Raw genomic sequence first — 17,465 nt, 5'->3', positions numbered from 1 at the left:
TGACGAGTAATTAATTCATCAGGTCCGATTGCTTGCAAGGCCGTGATCACTGCTATACATTCTACACATAACTGATCACATGTCAGTTTTATCCTGAAGAGAACGCCAACCTGCTCTGGAGTGCGACAATGAATTTCGCTGACTACAAGACGATGTCCTTCGAACGCCGCGGTCGCGTTCTCACCGTGACATTCAACCAGCCGGAAAAACTCAACAGCTTCGCCGGCCCGTCGCATACCGAATTGTCCTGGCTGTTCTACGACCTGGTGGAAGACAAGGACAGCGACATCATTGTCCTGACCGGTGCCGGCCGCGCCTTCAGCGCCGGTGGTGACATCGAGTACATGCAGTGGCTGCATGACAATCCCGCGGAGTTCTATCGCTGCGTGCGCGAAGCCAAGCGCATCGTCAACGGCATGCTTGAGTGCGACAAGCCGATCATCTGCAAGGTGAATGGCGACGCCATCGGTCTGGGCTCCACCGTAGCGGTGTTCAGCGATGTGATCTTCGCCGCCGATACCGCGCGCTTCGGCGATCCGCACAACAACGTCGCTCTGATCAGCGGCGACGGTGGCCAGATCATGTGGCCGTACCTGATGGGCTATGCACGCGCCAAGCACTACCTGTTTACGGGTGAGAAGCTCACTGCCGCCGATGCCGAGCGCTTTGGCCTGATCAACAAGGCCATGCCGGCCGCCGAGCTGGATGACTACGTCAACGCCTATGCCGACAAACTCTGCGCCATGCCGGTCCAGTCGCTGCGCTGGAGCAAGTCGACCATCAATGTTCCGCTGCGGCAGATGGCGGCGAGCATGATGGACGTGGGCATGGCCTACGAGGCCATGTCATCTCAGACCCCGGACCACGTGGAGGCTATCGCCGCCTTCCGCGAGAAGCGCAAACCCTCGTTCAATAAGCGGTAAGCGCCATGGGCAGCATGCAGGAGCTGGACCCGGCGGCTGCGCCCGCCTGGTTCGACTGGGCGCAACGCCATCCCGGCCGGTCCCGCTTCGTCGAGGTGGACGGTCGCCGTTTGCACTACCTGGAATGGGGCAGTGCAGCGGAAAGTGCGCCAGTGCTTCTGCTGGTGCACGGTATGCGCGGTCACGCGCACTGGTGGGACGGCATAGCGCCGTTCTTCAACGAGGGATATCGGGTGGTTGCGCTCGACCTGTCAGGGATGGGCGACAGCGATCCGCGCCCGCAGTACCCGAACGAGTACGGCGCGCTCGACATCATCGACCTGATCGAGCACGCCGCCCTCGGCCCGGTGATTGGCATTGGGCATAGCTATGGTGGATCACGCCTGCTGCGTGCCTGTGCCGATCGTCCCGAGCTGTTCCAGCGTCTGGTGGTGCTGGATTCATTCTTGCTGCTGCCCGGCGTCGAGATTCCCATCGACAATGCCAGTAACACCGGCAAGCGCTTCTACCCCGATCTGGCCAGCGGTCTGGGTCGCTATCGCTTGATGCCGCCGCAGCCTGATCCGGTCGAGGCAGTGTTGGCGAACATCGCCCTGAACTCATTGCGTGAAGAAGACGCAGGCTGGTGCTGGAAGTTCGATGTCAACCTGCCACGTGGAGTAGAGCAGGAAGACCCTGCCGTCGAGCTGCTGCCCCGTGTAATGCGCCCGGTTGACGTCGTCTATGGCGAATGCAGCGCTGTGGTTTCGCGCACTGCCGCCGGTCAGGCGGTGGCTCTGCTGCCCAAGGGGCGCGGTCCGTTCGGTTTGCCGGGGACCCACCATCACATGATGATCGACCAGCCCCTCGCGGTGATTGCGATGCTGCGAGGGCTGCTGGCCGCAGGAGTGGAACATGAGTGATCTCGTCTTGCTGGAGCGACGTGGCCCCGTGGCCATTGTCACCCTGAACAATCCCAAGACCCGCAACGCCCTCTCACGCGATTTGCTGCAGGTGCTCGCCGAGCGCCTGGAACAGCTGAACGAGGATCCGCAGTGCCGTGCGATCGTGCTTAACGGCGGTAGCGGGCATTTCTGTTCGGGTGGCGATGTCTCGGGTATGTCCGCCGAGCGCCCACTGCCGGTAGGACGCGGGCGCATGGTGCTGGGGCACCGTGTGGTACGGGCGCTGGTGGAAGGCAGTAAGCCGGTGGTGGCTGCGGTAGAAGGCTATGCCGCAGGCGCTGGCTTCTCCCTTGCAGCGGCGTCGGACTATGTGGTTGCAGCGCCCAGCGCCAAGTTCGTTTCGTCCTTCTCCAAGGTTGGCCTGGTGCCAGACCTGGGTTTGCTCTGGACGCTCCCGCAGCGTATTGGCCTGGCCCAGGCACGGCGGATTTTCTACAGCGCCCGAGTGGTTGCCGCGGATGAAGGTGAGGCGCTGGGAGTAGTCGACGAGTTACTGGGAGAGGGTGATGATTTGTTGGCCCGCGCTATAGCCATTGCTGAAGAGTTCACCGCTCATGCACCGCTGTCGGTGGCTCTGGTGCGCGCGGCGTTGGCCCGTGGGATCTCGACCCTGGACGACGCCCTGGCCTATGAAATGGACAACCAGGCAGCGCTGTACCTGACCCGTGACCATCGCGAGGCGGTGGACGCATTCCTCAACAAGCGCTCGCCCAACTTCACCGGGCTTTAGTTACCGCATCTGCCGCTCTATAACGCAACGCCCGGCTTTGACCGGGCGTTGCGTTATGCGGAGTAGCGGAGACTCGTTGTGTAATCCCTCTATAGGACAAGAGCCATGAGCCTGCGAGTAATCGTTTGCTACACCGGTGGTGTGGGTAGCGAAGTGGTGCGACAAGTACTGAAGGCGCCGGACCTGGAACTGGTCGGTGTACTGGTGCATAGCGTGGAGAAGGAGGGGCGAGATGTCGGAGAGTTGGTCGGTGTTGCTCCAATCGGCCTGAAGTCCACTCGCGATGTGTCGGCGCTGCTGGCATTGCGTGCCGATGTGATGGCCTGGCACGGCCTGCGCTGGGTTCCGGAGGTGGTCGCCGAGTTTCTCCGCGGCGGTACTAGTGTCTATTCGGGCATTGGCGGCTGGTACCTGCCGACCCAGCCAGAGTACCGGCTGTTGCAGCAGGCAGCGATCCAAGGTGGTTCGACTTTGATCGCTGGGGGCAACATCCCGGGCCTGATAAGCGACGTACTGCCGCTGTTCTGTTCCGGCTACTCCCGCGATATTCGTCTGATCCGATGCATGCAGCGCAACCATATCCCGCACTATCCTTCGGCACTCCAGATGGGCCAATACCTGGGCATCGGCCAACCAATGCCCGAGCGCCCATTCGACCCCGGCGCAGAGCCCGGGGAGATCGATCGCCTTTGGATGTGGGGCATTGCTCAGTCGGCCGCGCTAGTGGCCCAGGGCCTTGGGATAACCTTGGACGAACTGCGGTTGACTAATAAGGAGTTCGGTGCGGCCAGGAGCGAAAGGCTGCTGCAGCCTAGCGGCCTGAGAGTGCCCAAGGGCAGTGTCGCAGGCGTGCGTTGGACTTTCACGGCTTTCTCGGGCGGGCGACCGTTCTACGAGTTGAGTAACGAGCAAACCACGCGACTGGACATCGGTCCCGGTTGGCGCGATTCGGAACAACTGCCCAACTGGCGGGTAGTGATCGAGGGCTCGCCGACGATTCAGTGTGAGCTGGGGCTGCTGGCTGACCCCGCCGCGCCTGACCATGTGGCGGCGTTGAACGCGGCCCGTGCGCTTAACTTTCTGCCGCGGCTGGCGGCGGCTGCTCCTGGCTGGCGCAGTGTCCTGGATGTCCCGGCGCCGGTGGGCAGGCCGGTCTTGTGAGTCAGGCAAGGCCGTGCGTTCGCAGGAGACGAACGCCGGCCAGAGGAGGGTGCCGATACTTATCAATGAGTATTGCTGGGCTCTACTCACGTCTTCCTGCGAACACTGGAAGAAACGGCTGTGCTCAGTAGCCTGGGTAGGTTTTGCCGTGGGATGGCGTCATGCCGCGATAGAAGGGAATAAACCTTCGATGGGTAAAGCGCCAACCTTCTGGATAGCGAGTCAGGCTGTCCTCGTAGCTGCCGAAGCAACAGCCCAACTCCTCCCGATCCTTGAATTTGTAGTGCTCGGTGATCGTCCAGCTTGCAGTGGCGGTATCACCTTGTACATCGATGATGCCCGCGGAGGCCACCTGGCAGATGAACTGGAGGGGTAGCAATGCCGAGGTCAGGGCATCGGCTATCGCTTGCCGGCCTACAATGTCGGGCGCGTAAAAGGCCGAGAGCACTCCGTCGGCAGTATAGGTTAGCGCCGCGGCGTTACCGTCACGGCGCATCACTGCCTGGCTGTAGGTCGCGGTGAGACGCTGGATCTCACTTTCCGCGGCGATACGTTCGCTGTGTTGCATCATCAGTCCCCAAGGGCGGCGGTGATCTAGGTTCGCGAGCGCGGCATGCCCAGACCCTGCTCGGCGATCAGGCTGCGATGGATTTCACTGGTTCCGCCATAGATGGTCATGCCGATGGATTGCCGGTAGCCAAGCTCCACCAGGCCGACGCCGTGTTCCGAGGGGAACAGCGACCATGGCGCGAGAACCTCCATCAACTCGGCGGAGTCGCGCTGATACTGCTCGGTGGAGAACAGCTTGGACATCGGCCCGTAAGCGGCTCTGTTGGGTGCCTGGGCTTGTACCGACCAGGTGGCGCGGTAGCACAAGTCTTTCGCCACCGTGGTATGCACGGCGACCCGTGCCAGGCAGCGACGTACTTGAGATTCAGCCAGTAGAGGTTGGCCATTGCGCAGCGTGCCGCGGGCAAAGGCGAGTGCGTGCCGAAGCATATTGCTGAAGCTGATGCGGTATTGGTCGCCGCTATGCTCCAGTTCCAGGGTGGCCGCCATCACCGAGGTGCCGGCGTTTACGGCACCCACACGGTAGCGGTCATCGACCCGCACGTTACTGAAATAGGTGATGTTGGTGCGTTCGTCCTGGAGCGTGTACACGGGGTGCACCTCAATTCCAGGCAGCCCCATCGGTACCAGGAACAGGGTCAGTCCAGCATGTTTAGGGGCCTCCGGGTCGGTGCGGGCAAGGAGGAAGCAGTAGTCGGCGAGATTGCCGGCAGTGGTGAATATCTTCTGGCCCTCGATCAGCCAGTCGCCTTCCTCAGTGCGGATCGCGCGGGTACGCGCGGCGAACACGTCGGAGCCGCAAGACGGCTCGCTGAAGCCCAGACATGCCAACGCCTCGCCACGGGCGAAGCGGGGCAGAGCTTCGGCCTTGGCCTCTTCGCTGGCGAAGCGCATGACGATCTGCGCCACCTGATTGGTGACCGGGCCGGTGATGCGCTGCCAATTGAACTCCTCGAAGACCTCCTGCAGGGCGTGCATGTCGAAAGGCGTCTTGCTGCGCCCGCCCCATTGATCGGGCCAGTGTGGGAAGAGCAGGCCGGCGGCGGCCAGCTGGCGATTGAAGCCAGCGTGGTAGCCGTCCACCGAATGGTGGGCGTGGGCCTTGAGCTCGTCGTCCAGGTTCGCGCGGAAGAAGTTGCGGACTTCCTCGGCGAAGGCTGCGGCTGTGGCGCCGAAGCCGAACTCAACGGTCGCCTCACCGGCATCCGGTAACGGGTGCTCGGTGTCCTCGTTCCACAGACGCTCGGCGATGCGATCCAGCTCGTCGGCGGGGTTGCCGGCCAGCAGTGACCAGGCGCGAGCGCGGCGGTAGTACAGCTGAATATCGTACTCCAGGGATACGCCGTAGCCTCCGAAACTGTGCAATGCACGGGCCACGGCGCGGCAGGCGGACTGCCCTGCCCACCACCAGGCCATGGAGATCAGGGAAGCAGCGTCCGCCTCGCTGCGGGCAATGGACGAAGCCGCATGCCAGACCAGCAACTGTGCGCCGTCGCATTCCGTGATGGCGTCCGCCAGGGGATGGGCGATGCCCTGGAAGCTGCCGATGGCCTTGCCGAACTGCTTGCGTTCGCAGGCATAGGCGGCGGCCATCTTAACAGCCTGGCGGGATAACCCCGCCAGCATGGCAGCCTTGAGCAGCTTCCACTCTTCGATGGCGGCCAGGAAGGCGTGACGCGCGCTATCGCCAGAGGCAAGATGCAGGCGCTCCAGGCGATCCAGATCAGCGATTCCGATCAAACGGCTACCGTCCCCTCCGAGACTGGCAGCGGAGGCTTGCAAGGCCGCGCCGCTTAGCGCGAACACCCGCTTGCCGTCGAGCACCAACACGGCATCGCTCTGCATGGCGGCGGGAATCAGTAGCGGCGCGTTAGGCTCCTGGGGGGAGGGGACCAATGTGACGACGGCTCCCTGGCTGATTCGTTGCAACAGATCGAGTGCGTCGGCGCCGCCGAGGAGGGCCAGCAGGCGTGCTGCCGGCAGGCTCTCGGCTAATGGCACGCTGGCCAGGTAGCGGCCGGCCTCTTCGGCAACCAATGCCGCTTCCAACAGGCCCATGTCGGTGCCGCCGGCATCGGCCGGCACTCGCATGATGGTGATCCCCAGGTCCAGCAGGGATTGCCACAGGCGCCTGTCGAAGCCGCCATGTTCGGCTTCCGCCGCGCGTACCCGTACAGGCGTGGATTCGGCCGCGAACAGGCGGGTGACCGATTCGCGCAGCATCAGTTGTTCTTCGGACAGTGACAGATTCATGCGCAAGCCTCGATCAGGGTGGAGCTATTCATGTCTCGTCCTCCATGACTTTCAGTGGCCCGCGGGGATATCCCTCGGCCTCATAGAACTGCTTGCACCATTCGCGCAATGCGCGGTAACCGGCCACGTCGCGCCTGGCGAAGATCGGCTGCTGGCGGAAGCGCTGGTGGCGCCACATTCTCGCGTCCTCCTCGAACAGTTCCTCGGTCTGCCGAGCCAGGGCGCGGACGTGCTCTGGCATGATTTCGGGGGACTGCGGGTCGCGCGGGAAGAAGTAGCTCACCCGCAGGTCGGAGCTGTCGTCGTCCACCGGCGTGCAGGACAGCACCAGACGACGGCCCAATGCGCCATGTTCGAAGATGGTGAATGAGAGTCCGACCCCGGCATTGCGCGCATGCAGGCGCAGGGCGATTTCCTTGCTGTGCTTGTTGAGGAAGCCCATCTGCGAGCGCCAAACCGGCGTGCTGGTGTCGAAGTCCAATAGCACCGGGTCTTCGGGGGCGTGATGGGTGAAGCGGAAGTGCGCAGTATCTGCCGCGTTCTCGGTCATCAATTGCGGGTGGATGCGCTCGTCGGGCTTGAACACGACAGCATCCGGGTAGCAGGGGTAGAAATCCTGCGGATCGGCCGGCAAATCGGGGTGCTCGAACAGGTCCGGTAGTTCCCAGCCCTCGCGTGGTGCGCCGCCGGCCGGGTCGTGCCAGAGGAAAAGCAGACCATGGCGCTCGATCACGTGCCACTTGCGAATCCTCTTCGGAATGCGGCGTTCTTCGCCAGGAATCAGGGTGTTCTCGCCGCCGGTATTCCATTGCCAGCCATGGTAGGGGCAGGCAATACAGTCGCCCTCGACCTTGCCGCCATAACCCAGATGCGCGCCCATATGCGGACAATGGGCGTCGAGCACCGAGAGTTCGCCGCGGTCACTGCGAAATGCCACCAAGTCGTGGCCGAAGTACTTCAGCGGCTTGACGCCGCCTGGTGGAATTTCCGCACTCCAGCCGATCTGGAACCAGCCGGTGGGCTTCATGGACAGGTTGAGCATGGCATATTGCCTCTTCTTGTTGGTCTGTGGCGGCGGTAGGGTGCGGACCGCTATATAGCGGGCTGGGCGTACAGGTTGCGCAGTTCGATCTTGTTGACCTTGCCGGTGACCAGCTTGGGCAGGGCTTGCACCGCGATGACCTTCTTCGGTTTTTTGTAGCTGGCGATCAAGCCGCGAGCGTGTTCGATCAATTCGCCTTCACTGGCGCTGCGGCCTGTCTTGAAAGTCACTACCGCGCAGACGTTCTCGCCCCACTTGGGATCGGGAATGCCAATGACCGCACACTCGGAGATCGCGGGGTGTTGCAGCAGCGCCTCCTCGACTTCGCGGGAATAGACGTTCTCACCACCGGTGATGATCATGTCTTTCTTGCGGTCGACCAGATAGAGGAAACCGTCTTCGTCGAAGCGGCCCATATCGCCGGTATGGCACCAGCCGTCGCGCAGCGTCTCCAGGGTGGTTGGGTGATTGTTCCAGTAGCCGCGGAACATCGCGCTGCTCTTGGCGAGGATCTCGCCAGGCTCGCCCACCGGGCACTCGTTCCCCTGCTCGTCAACTACCTTGGCCAGAAGGTTGGGGTAGGGCTTGCCCACCGAACCGAGGCGTTTGCGTTCCTGCTCGCTACCATCGGGGCGATGTTGCTCCGGCGACAGGCAGAACATGCAGACTTCGCTCTGGCCGAACAGGTTGACGAAGCCGCAGCCGTCGAACACTTCAATAGCGCGTTTGAGCACTGGAACGGGCATTGGTGCGGCTGAGTAGATGATGGTCCGGACGCTGGAAAGGTCGGCTTCGCTGACATACGGGTGATCGAGGACCATCTGCACCATGGTTGGCGCGAGCAGCAGGATGCTCAGGCGTTCCTTCTCGATGGCCTTGAGCACGTCGAGCGGTTCGAACTGCCGCTGCAAGTAAGCCGCTCCCCCTCGCACATGCTGCGAGAGGCTGATCACCATGCCGCCGAGGTGGAACATCGGCATGACGATCAGCGTGGTGTCCGGTTGCTGCATGTCGCACAGCCAGGTGTCGACCTGGATCAACTGGCGGTACTCCCGGTGTCCCCAGATCACCCCCTTGGGCTTGCCGGTCGTTCCGCTGGTGTAGATCAGGCAGCAGATGTCTTCTTCGCGGGCGCGAATAGGTGGGCCCGCTTCATTGCCTGTGGCGATGAAGTCCTCGTGGTTCAGCGCCCATTCGCTCTCGCCACCGATGCAGATGTAGGTCTGCACGGAGGGCAGCTCATGCCGCAATTGCTCCATGATTGGCAGGTACTGAGCCTCGAAGAAGAATAGCCGCGGTGCGCTGTCGCGAATGATGCTGGCCATCTCTGCTGGCGCCAGGCGGAAATTGACCGGAGCGAGAACAAAGCCTGCCCACTGAGTGGCGGCCATGATTTCGCCGAACTCGATGGAGTTCATTGAGAGGATGCCGACGCGATCCTGGCGACGCACCCCCGTGTTGTATAAGGCCGAACCGATCAGCTTGGCGCTGACCAACAAATCGCCGTGGCTGATTCGCCGTTGATCCTGGATGTAGGCCGGGTCGTTAGCGTAGAAGCGAGCACGCTGTTCAAGATCGTCGGCGAAGGACAGGGGCAGGTAGTTATGCATACAAGGCACCCCGTAGACGTTGACCGTCGGCGAGACGGAGGTCGGTATTGGACCGGTCAAGATGGAACTCGCTGTCGCCGAAGCGCTTGTCGTACATGACTGCCGCCTTGTAGTGATGGCCCACGACGTACTCGTCGGTGGTACCGATACCGCCATGTAGTTGGATACCCTGGCCGCTGACGAAGTACTGGGCGCGGGCGACTATCACCTTGGCTCCGGATGCGGACTGCCGGCGTGCAGCTGCATCGCCGGATTCAAAGGCACGGATTGCGCTGTAAAGCATCGAGCGCGCCTGATCGGTCTCGACAAACATTTCCGCCATGCGGTGTTGTAGGGCCTGGAATTGCGCCAGTGGCTTTCCGTATTGGATGCGAGTCTTCAAGTAGTCTGCAGTGAGCGCCATAACGAACTCCATGGAGCCGAGGCAGGCGGCGCTCATTGCCAGAATCGCGTAGTCGAGAGCTTCCTCCAGGGCTTCCTGGGTAGCCTCACCCCGCAGCAGTAGGGCGGATTCGGCGACCATCACGTGATCGAATACGATGTCCGCGGCCCGGCTACCATCGATAAGCTCGTAGCTTTCCAGGTTGGCGCCAACAGGGTGGCGGTCAACCAGGAACAGAGCCAGATCGCCGGTACCTTCGATTTCCGCGCTGACCAGCCAGTGGTCGGAGCTGCCGCCGTGGAATACCCGGTGTTTGACGCCGCTCAGGCTCCAGCCGCCGGCAACCGGACGCGCCTTAGTCAGCACTTCGGTGTCGTATTCGTGCCGTGAGTGGCCTTCCTGGTGCGCCAGGGCGAGCACGACCTCGCCAGCGGCGATGCGTCCGAGCAGACGTTCGCGCAACTCGAGATTCTCGCTAGCCTGCAGGAGGCGGGCGCAAAGGATCGCGGTGTCGACGACCGGCTCCACCACCAGGCCACCGCCCAGTTGCTCCATCAGCAGGGCCTGATCGAAAGCGCTGCCGCCCAGGCCGCCACATTCCTCCGGGATTCCCAAGGCAAGCCAGCCCATGTCGGCAAAGTGTTGCCATTGCTGGCGGGAAAAACCGTTGGGGTTGCTGAAGACGTGCCGGCGCTCCTCGAAGGGATAGCGGTCGCGGATATAACGCTCGGCGCTGTCGGCGAGCATTTTCTGCTCATCGGAGAGATCGAAGTTCATGGTCAGAATCCGAACGCCAACTTGGCGATGATGTTTTTCTGGACTTCCATTGCACCGCCATAGATGGTGCAGGCCCGCAGGTACATGAGGTCGGTGGTGACCCCTGGCGTGTAGGCTGGCCACAACGGATTTTCGGCCGGTGCGGCATAGGCTTCATCACGGCGGTACTGGCGCAGGCTGCGCTGGCCGAGGGCCTCGACCATGGTTTCGGTGAGCTTCTGCTGCAACGCGGAACCACGGACCTTCAGCACGGAGGCGCAGGCGGCGATGGGGTGACGGCTGGGTGCTTCGTGCATGACTCGCAGCACCGACCACTCCAGCGCCTCGACTTCCAGGCGCAGCGCGGCGAAGCGTCGGGCGAAACCTGGGTCCAGGAGTAATGGGCGGCCGTCCTTCTGTTCCGCGCTGGCGATGTTGCGGATACGCTCCAGGTCCCCTCGCGCCTTGTACAGGTCAGCGCTGGAAGTGCGTTCGTTCGAGAGCAGGAACTTGGCCTGATTCCAGGCAGCACCTGCTTCACCGATCAAGTTGCTGCGCGGCACTCGCACATTGTCGAGAAAAACTTCGCAGGTTGAACCTTCGCCATTGATCATCGGAATCTGGCGCACGGTTACTCCCGGGCTGCGCATATCGATGATGATCATGGATAGGCCTTTCTGCGGTCGATCACTCTGCTCCGTGCGGACGAGGAAGAAGCCTTGCTCGCAGTATTGTCCTTCGGTCGTCCAGAGTTTCTGCCCATTGATGACGTAGTCGTCGCCGTCAATCACTCCACTGGTTTTCAACGACGCCAGATCAGAGCCCGCACCAGGCTCGGAAAAGCCCTGAGCCCACATTTCTTCGCCTTTCAGGATCGACGGCAGGTAGCGAGCTTTTTGTTCCGGACTGCCAAATGTGTAGAGGACCGGACCGAGCAGGCGCAGACCTTGCCAGCGCAATTCAGGGGCGCCGGCCAGCCAGCATTCGTATTCGAAAATGTGCTCCTGCAGATGCGTCCAGCCGGGGCCGCCGTATTCCACCGGCCAGTGCGGCGCGGCCCAGCCTTTGTCATGCAGGACGCGATTCCACCAGCGGCGATCATCCTCGTTCGGCGGATGCATCCCGGTGCGGCTGCGGCGGATGACGTCGGACGGCAGCGAGGCCTTGAGGAAGTCGCGGACCTCCTCACGGAAAGCCTCATCGGCCGGGGATAGGGTCAGTTGCATGGCGGTTTCCTTCGACGGTTCCAGTTCTTATTTTGAGGCGCCGGCTCAGCAGGCCAGCGGGCGCAGCGGGGCCGAGCCCGCGCAAAGGGTGTGGATGGTCCGGTAGGCGTCGTGGACAGCGTCGCCGATTCGTCCGCCGCGACGTGCATCACCAATCGCCGCCACGGGCACCTGGGCTTGCAGCAGTGCCTTGAGCAGACTGTCGTCCGGGCGGCGCCCCTGGGCGATGAGCACGGCCCCGGTATGCAACTCGCTGCGTTGACCGGCGGCGTCCTCGAGTACCACCAGGCCATCGTCCTGAATGAGCACCACGGCGCTGTTGTCGATGATGCGAATGCGTGGGTTCGCCAGGAGGCGTTCGATCAATACGCCGCGGTAGATCATTTCTGCCGAGCGCGCCAGCTGGATGGCCGGCGAGCGGCTGACCAGGATCACTTCGTGGCCCTGCTCGCTGAGTAATTCGGCGGTTTCGCAGCCGGTTTCGCCGCCGCCATAAACCAGTACTGGCAGGTCCGGATTGGTGCTGAGCGTAGGGTTATCGCCCATCAGCAGTTCGTAGGCGTCTTTCACCGGTTTGCTGTCAATGCCTTCCACGGGCAGGCGGATCGCTCGTCCTCCGGTGGCCAACAAGACAATCGCCGGGGGCGACCCCTGATCCAGTGCCGCGAAATCGAACTGGCTGTTCAGGTGGATTTGCACCGCGCTGGCCTCCAGCTGGCGTTGCAGATAGTCCTGATACCAAGTGAGCTTGTCCTTGAACGGTGGGGCCGCCGAGGCGATTAGACCCCCGCCGAGACTGCTGCGAGATTCGTGGAGCTCGGTGACGAAACCGGCTTGTTCGAGCATCAATGCTGCCGCCATACCACCGGGGCCACCACCGATCACGACGGCGCGCTGGCCTCGGCGTGCGCCGGCGTCCGGCATCCGGTCGAGCTCGTGGCCGCTGCGTGGGTTCTCGGCGCAACCGATCATGCCGTGCTCTCCCGAACTGATGGCCACGCAGTAGTTGCAGGACGTGCACGGACGGATGTCCTGGGGCGCACCGCGGCGTGCCTTGTTCGCCCACTCCGGGTCGGCTAGTAGCGGCCGGCCCAGGGCGATAAGGTCGGCGTCGCCGTCGCGGATAGCATGCTCAGCTGTCTCCGGCCAACGGATCTGACCGACGCTAATCACCGGAACGCCGGTAGCCGCGCGTATCCGCCTGGAGTAGGGCAGGCGCCAACCCTCAGGCGTAGACATTGGCTCGATCACCTTGTCGAAGCTAGTCCAGCCCAGGCCGATGGAAACGTGCAGGGCGTCGACCCCAGCGGCAACCAGCTTGGGCGCGATACGTTCCATATCGTCGATAGTCAGCCCTTTCGGGGTGAACTCGTCAGCCGAGATGCGGTAGATCAAGGGGCGGTCGCCGATGGCCTGGCGAACACGCTGGATCACCCGGCGCGGGAAGGCCAGGCGCCTTTCCTCGTCGCCACCCCAACGGTCGTCTCGCTGGTTGGAGTAAGGGGAGAGGAAGGAGGTCAGCAAATAGCCGTGGGCGCCGTGGAGTTCCACTGCCTGGTAGCCGGCCTGTATACCCAGCTCGGCTGCTTGGCCGAAACTTTCAATCAGGGCTTCCGCTTCGTCGTCGGTCATCGCTCGGGCCATCAGACGGCCGGAGCGGCTGAGTACGTCGCTGGGGGCGATCGGCATACCACCGCGCACCAGGTCGCGCTTGGCGCCCTGACCACCGTGCTGCAACTGCAGGCAGGCGACCGCGCCAGCGGAAGTGATGGCTTCCACCAAGCGCTGATGCCCAGCGACCTGAGCAGGGGCTTCGAGGGTCAGTTGTCGATGTTCCGAGCGACCGGTGGTGCCGTCAACGCAGCAGAACTCGACGATGATCATGCCGGTTCCGCCGAGCGCCCGCTCACGATAGAAAGCGATCTGTTCTGCGGTTACGAACCCTTCTGGGCTGCCGAGGTTGGTCGACATGGGTGCCATGACGATGCGATTGGGCAGTGCCAGATTGCGCAGGGTAAAGCCCTGGAACAGATGGGGGAACGTGGGAGCGGGCATGGAATACCTCTTCTTGGATGGGGCGCGCCTGGCTTTCGGAAAACGGGAGTTGTGCGCTTTGCTTCTTTGGTAAAGGGCGTTCGGATATAGCTGACGATATATCAGTTATTGTGTCAATGCTAGTTATTCGAGGGGGTGCCGGACGCTTGGGCGATGGATATTTGCGGCAGGCGGCTGTGTGTAACGAGAAGAATTCAGCGCGCGCCATCTTCGCGGGTTGCTGCCCGGCAGCCGGCGGATGACTGAGCGTGCCGTCAACCGCGGTGCTTGTAGCTGGGCTGCTGGCCGAGACGGGTGATCATCTGGCGGAGCGTGGGGGCTTCAGGGGAGGGCAGCTAGAGAATGTCGCTGCTGCGGCTTGTGATGAAGGTTAACCGATTGAATGCAAAGGGAAACATCAATAGCTGACGTTTTTTCCGTTCAGAGGGGTTGCTAATAGCTGACTATATGTTAGCTTGTGGTTGAGAGTTCTGGCGTAGCCGTAGACGTGCAACGAGACAGGTGCTGAACTCTCGAATGCATTGCCAGGCCAGAAAAATAAAACCGATCTGAATCGGAGAGGCAGCAACGTGATGAGAACAAAAACAACAATTGCCTGTGGCGGTAAGCACTGGCCTAAGCCTTCGTACCTCGCTTACTCGATCGCCTTGATGATAGGGGCTATGGGGGCGGGCTCCGCCGGAGCCATGCCAATCGAGACAGGCAATCCGGACCTTAATATCAACTGGGACAATACCATTCGCTACAATGCCGGTTGGCGAATGGAAGGCCGGAACAAGGATTTCAACAACTCGCCTGCGTACGACGATACTGAGCACAAATTCGATAGCGGTGACATGGTCACTAATCGACTGGATGTCATCACCGAGTTTGATGCGATTTGGAAGAATACCTATGGCGTGCGCGTCAGTGCCGCCGGGTGGTACGACGACGTATACCAAGATAGTGCCGAGCCCAATCCTGCGCTGGGGCGTAGTGGCAACTACCGCAATAACCATTACAACGGCTATACCGACCGTTACATCTCTGGCCCCTCTGGTGAGTTCCTGGACGCGTTCGTGTTCGGCAACTACCAGCTGGGTAGCATGACCGGTAACCTCAAAGTTGGGCAGCATAACGTCTACTGGGGTGAGTCGCTGTACTCCATCGGTAACAGCATCGCTTACTCTCAGGGGCCGGTGAACACCATCAAGGCGGCGACCAGCCCAGGGTCCGAGGCCAAAGAACTGTTCATGCCGCTGAAGCAGATCTCCACTCAGCTGCAGTTGACCGATGACCTATCTATTGCGGCGCAGTACCTGCTGGACTGGAAGCCTTTCCGGCTGGTGCCTGGTGGTACCTACTTCGCTCCTTCCGATGGTTCCCGCTCGGATCTTGGCAATACTGCGGCATCCGGCTTTGAGATCCCCAATGGTCATGACGTAGAGCCCGATCACAAATCCGGCGACTTCGGTCTGAATCTGCGTTGGTCGCCTTGGTGGTTGGGCGGAACAGTTGGTGCGTACTACCGCCGCTTCGATGAGAAGTTGCCGTGGAGCTTCACTCAGCTGCAGCGCCGCCAGTTCGCGCCTGGTGTCGTGGCGGTGGTACCGAGTGCAGTTCGCTTGGCCTACGCGCGGGATACCGAGCTTTACGGCCTGAGTATCTCCCAGACTGTGGGGACGGTAAGTGTGGCGGGTGAGCTCTCATACCGCAAAAACACTGCTCTGAACTCGGTTTCTGGTTTCACCGTGTTGCCAGGGAATAACTCGTCGCCCACCTACAGCGAGGTTGAGGGTGCGCGCGGCGATAGCTGGCATGCACTGGTCAATGCCATCTACCTTCTGCCGCAAACGGCGTTGTGGGATGGTGGCACCCTTCAGGGGGAAATTGCCTACAACCATCTGGACAAAATTACCGATAACCCGGATCGTTTCAACGCCCGTGGTTATGGCTGCACCTCCGGGTACTCGAAGAATTGCGCAGACCGTGGTTCTCTCGGTACGCAGATAGGCTTCACTCCGCAGTGGCCGCAACTCTTCCCGGGCTGGGACGTGTCTATGCCGATGAGCCTCGCCTATGGCATCAACGGTAACAGTCCGACTCTTGGTGGAACGAACGAGGGAGCTTACAACTATTCAGTTGGTGTCTCGGGGGTCTGGAAGAACCTGCATACCTTCAGCCTGACCTGGCTGGATTCCCACGCGGAATACAAGAACGATCCAGCGAAAGGTTATGCCACCAACAGTTACACCAATGGTTCTGCAGTGCAGAACGACCATGGCTGGTTGTCGTTCACCTACAAGACGACCTTCTGATTTCGTTTCCTGAACCTGCCAATGAAGGAACAGTCCATGAATTATAAGAACAATACGCTATGGCTGGGTCTGGCCGGTGTGCTCCTTAGCGGGCACGCCATGGCCACGCCAAGTGATGCGGAGATCAGCCAGTTGGACAATACCTTGACCCCCTTGGGAGCGATCAAGGCTGCCAATTCTGACGGCAGTATCCCCGCCTGGGACGGTGGCCTATGCACCGCTCCCGCCGACTACAAGCCGATCATGGGCGCTAAGGGCGGCTCGCCCTATGTTGACCCCTTCGCCAATGAGAAGCCGCTGTTCCAGATTACCGCAGCGAACCTGGCGCAATATAAGGACAAGCTCGACTTAGGCACCTTGGAACTCTTCAAACGCTATCCGGAGAGTTTCCGCGTCGATGTCTATCCGACTCACCGTACCGCCTGTTACCCGCAGTGGGTGTACGACAACACCATCAAGCGTGTGAAGAATCCCAAGCTTGATGGGCCTGCGCCGGGTCTGTCGGGCGCCCATGCGCAGATTCCGTTCCCAATTCCTAAGGATGGCTATGAGGCCATGTGGAATGCGAACACTAAGTTCGAGCTGCCCTATAGCGAAGGCACTCAGGCGGCTTATCTGATCGACAGTTCCGGTGGCGTGACTCTCAGCAGTATTCAGAAGATTGAGAACCGCAACTTGTTCTGGGACAACAGTCTCGACAAGGTGCCGGACAACCAGCCGTACTGGGCGCTGATCGCCTCTACGACCGCGCCGGCAGCATCGGTTGGCGTCAAGCAGATGCGCTACAACTTCCTCGAAACCAGCCAGCGTGATGCTATGGCCTGGTCGTACATTCCCGGTCAGCGGCGTGTGCGTCTGGCTCCGGAGTTCAAGTACGACACCGTGAGTACCTCCAGCGGAGGTGTGCTGTTGTTCGACGAGATCAACGGCTTCGACGGCAAGATGGACAAGTTCGACTTCAAGCTGCTCGGTCGTAAGGAAATGTACGTTCCTTACAACACCTACAAGGCCTGGTCCGTGGATCCGACGGTGGCTAACACGCCGAAGCACCTCAACCCCGATGTATTGCGCTGGGAGCTACACCGCGTATGGGTGGTTGAAGCAACTCTCAAGCCGGGTGAGCGTCACGTGCAGAAGGTCAAGCACTTCCTGCTCGACGAGGATAGCTGGAGCATTCTGGCCTACTACTCGCTAGACCAGGCTGGCAAGGTGCACCACCTGATGTACCAGCCGTCGATCCAGCAATACGAGAAGCCCGCCTACCGCAATGGTCAGTATGTTCTGTACGACATGACCAAGGGCGCTTACAGCAACGGGTCTCTGATGGGGGCGCCGAAGATGACGGGTTTCTACCAGGTTGATCCCTATCCGGCCGCCTATTTCACGCCGGGCTCCCTTGCCGGGAGTGGCGTGCGCTGAACTCCATGCAACACAGTTGAGCGTTATCAGGGGGGAGTGATCCCCCCTTTTTTCCGGTCGCCTGCCCTCGTAATTCAGGGTGGCGTGGCCTGCTGGA

Annotated in this window: 13 protein-coding genes; 6 read left to right on the top strand and 7 right to left on the bottom strand. The window is 61.4% G+C overall.

Going from position 1 to position 17,465, the window contains the following annotated elements:
• The first annotated feature begins 128 nt into the window (after positions 1 to 128).
• From L6D89_RS20580 to L6D89_RS20565, 4 genes are all read left to right on the top strand, one after another.
• Positions 129 to 923, top strand: a complete 795-nt coding sequence (locus L6D89_RS20580) for an enoyl-CoA hydratase/isomerase family protein (RefSeq protein ID WP_196912334.1) — start codon at positions 129 to 131, stop codon at positions 921 to 923.
• A gap of 5 nt (positions 924 to 928) precedes the next feature.
• The gene (locus tag L6D89_RS20575; RefSeq protein WP_236200999.1) at positions 929 to 1,825 is read left to right on the top strand and encodes an alpha/beta fold hydrolase; all 897 of its coding nucleotides are present in this window, start codon (positions 929 to 931) and stop codon (positions 1,823 to 1,825) included.
• A complete protein-coding gene (locus L6D89_RS20570) occupies positions 1,818 to 2,597 on the top strand; it encodes an enoyl-CoA hydratase/isomerase family protein (RefSeq protein ID WP_196912331.1) in 780 nt (259 codons plus the stop codon). Before L6D89_RS20575 ends, L6D89_RS20570 begins: the two co-directional genes overlap by 8 nt.
• A 105-nt stretch (positions 2,598 to 2,702) precedes the next feature.
• The gene (locus L6D89_RS20565) at positions 2,703 to 3,758 is read left to right on the top strand and encodes a dihydrodipicolinate reductase (protein ID WP_196912330.1); all 1,056 of its coding nucleotides are present in this window, start codon (positions 2,703 to 2,705) and stop codon (positions 3,756 to 3,758) included.
• Between the two features lie 124 nt (positions 3,759 to 3,882).
• Here L6D89_RS20565 and L6D89_RS20560 read toward each other — a convergent pair whose 3' ends face one another.
• Genes L6D89_RS20560 through L6D89_RS20530 form a run of 7 tightly spaced genes read right to left on the bottom strand, consistent with a single transcriptional unit; the run spans position 3,883 to position 13,652 of the window.
• On the bottom strand, positions 3,883 to 4,326 hold the full coding sequence (locus L6D89_RS20560; protein ID WP_196912328.1) for a nuclear transport factor 2 family protein: 444 nt from the start codon (positions 4,324 to 4,326) through the stop codon (positions 3,883 to 3,885).
• A gap of 26 nt (positions 4,327 to 4,352) precedes the next feature.
• Entirely contained in the window at positions 4,353 to 6,581 is a 2,229-nt protein-coding gene (locus tag L6D89_RS20555; RefSeq protein ID WP_236200998.1) for an acyl-CoA dehydrogenase family protein, read from the bottom strand.
• A gap of 28 nt (positions 6,582 to 6,609) precedes the next feature.
• Positions 6,610 to 7,623 (bottom strand): Rieske 2Fe-2S domain-containing protein, encoded by a 1,014-nt coding sequence (locus L6D89_RS20550; protein ID WP_236200997.1) that lies wholly within the window; start codon positions 7,621 to 7,623, stop codon positions 6,610 to 6,612.
• Between the two features lie 50 nt (positions 7,624 to 7,673).
• A complete protein-coding gene (locus L6D89_RS20545; RefSeq protein WP_236200996.1) occupies positions 7,674 to 9,233 on the bottom strand; it encodes a class I adenylate-forming enzyme family protein in 1,560 nt (519 codons plus the stop codon).
• Positions 9,226 to 10,392: an acyl-CoA dehydrogenase family protein gene (locus L6D89_RS20540; RefSeq protein ID WP_236200995.1), complete on the bottom strand. Its 1,167-nt coding sequence runs from the start codon at positions 10,390 to 10,392 to the stop codon at positions 9,226 to 9,228. Before L6D89_RS20540 ends, L6D89_RS20545 begins: the two co-directional genes overlap by 8 nt.
• A gap of 2 nt (positions 10,393 to 10,394) precedes the next feature.
• Positions 10,395 to 11,597, bottom strand: coding sequence for an acyl-CoA dehydrogenase family protein (locus tag L6D89_RS20535; RefSeq protein ID WP_196912322.1), 1,203 nt, complete (start codon positions 11,595 to 11,597; stop codon positions 10,395 to 10,397).
• 45 nt (positions 11,598 to 11,642) lie between these two features.
• Entirely contained in the window at positions 11,643 to 13,652 is a 2,010-nt protein-coding gene (locus L6D89_RS20530; RefSeq protein ID WP_236200994.1) for an oxidoreductase, read from the bottom strand.
• 572 nt (positions 13,653 to 14,224) lie between these two features.
• Here L6D89_RS20530 and L6D89_RS20525 point away from each other — a divergent pair.
• Together L6D89_RS20525 and L6D89_RS20520 are read left to right on the top strand one after the other, a co-directional pair.
• A complete protein-coding gene (locus L6D89_RS20525) occupies positions 14,225 to 15,949 on the top strand; it encodes a DUF1302 domain-containing protein (RefSeq protein ID WP_236201079.1) in 1,725 nt (574 codons plus the stop codon).
• Between the two features lie 36 nt (positions 15,950 to 15,985).
• Positions 15,986 to 17,368 carry a DUF1329 domain-containing protein gene (locus L6D89_RS20520; protein ID WP_236200993.1) on the top strand — a complete coding sequence of 461 codons (1,383 nt, stop codon included), beginning with the start codon at positions 15,986 to 15,988 and terminating at the stop codon, positions 17,366 to 17,368.
• Positions 17,369 to 17,465: the final 97 nt, after the last annotated feature.

This window comes from Pseudomonas pseudonitroreducens, assembly GCF_021603645.1.
Taxonomy (GTDB): domain Bacteria; phylum Pseudomonadota; class Gammaproteobacteria; order Pseudomonadales; family Pseudomonadaceae; genus Pseudomonas; species Pseudomonas pseudonitroreducens.
The sequence above is the reverse complement of the archived record's forward strand: the minus strand, read 5'-3'. Positions and strand labels throughout refer to the sequence as shown.

Excerpts from the sequence above, each read along its gene's own strand:
- L6D89_RS20580 (WP_196912334.1), top strand. The coding sequence starts at position 129 with ATGAATTTCGCTGACTACAAGACGATGTCCTTCGAACGCCGCGGTCGC.
- L6D89_RS20575 (WP_236200999.1), top strand. The coding sequence starts at position 929 with ATGGGCAGCATGCAGGAGCTGGACCCGGCGGCTGCGCCCGCCTGGTTC.
- L6D89_RS20570 (WP_196912331.1), top strand. The coding sequence starts at position 1,818 with ATGAGTGATCTCGTCTTGCTGGAGCGACGTGGCCCCGTGGCCATTGTC.
- L6D89_RS20565 (WP_196912330.1), top strand. The coding sequence starts at position 2,703 with ATGAGCCTGCGAGTAATCGTTTGCTACACCGGTGGTGTGGGTAGCGAA.
- L6D89_RS20560 (WP_196912328.1), bottom strand. The coding sequence starts at position 4,326 with ATGCAACACAGCGAACGTATCGCCGCGGAAAGTGAGATCCAGCGTCTC.
- L6D89_RS20555 (WP_236200998.1), bottom strand. The coding sequence starts at position 6,581 with ATGAATCTGTCACTGTCCGAAGAACAACTGATGCTGCGCGAATCGGTC.
- L6D89_RS20550 (WP_236200997.1), bottom strand. The coding sequence starts at position 7,623 with ATGCTCAACCTGTCCATGAAGCCCACCGGCTGGTTCCAGATCGGCTGG.
- L6D89_RS20545 (WP_236200996.1), bottom strand. The coding sequence starts at position 9,233 with ATGCATAACTACCTGCCCCTGTCCTTCGCCGACGATCTTGAACAGCGT.
- L6D89_RS20540 (WP_236200995.1), bottom strand. The coding sequence starts at position 10,392 with ATGAACTTCGATCTCTCCGATGAGCAGAAAATGCTCGCCGACAGCGCC.
- L6D89_RS20535 (WP_196912322.1), bottom strand. The coding sequence starts at position 11,597 with ATGCAACTGACCCTATCCCCGGCCGATGAGGCTTTCCGTGAGGAGGTC.
- L6D89_RS20530 (WP_236200994.1), bottom strand. The coding sequence starts at position 13,652 with ATGCCCGCTCCCACGTTCCCCCATCTGTTCCAGGGCTTTACCCTGCGC.
- L6D89_RS20525 (WP_236201079.1), top strand. The coding sequence starts at position 14,225 with ATGAGAACAAAAACAACAATTGCCTGTGGCGGTAAGCACTGGCCTAAG.
- L6D89_RS20520 (WP_236200993.1), top strand. The coding sequence starts at position 15,986 with ATGAATTATAAGAACAATACGCTATGGCTGGGTCTGGCCGGTGTGCTC.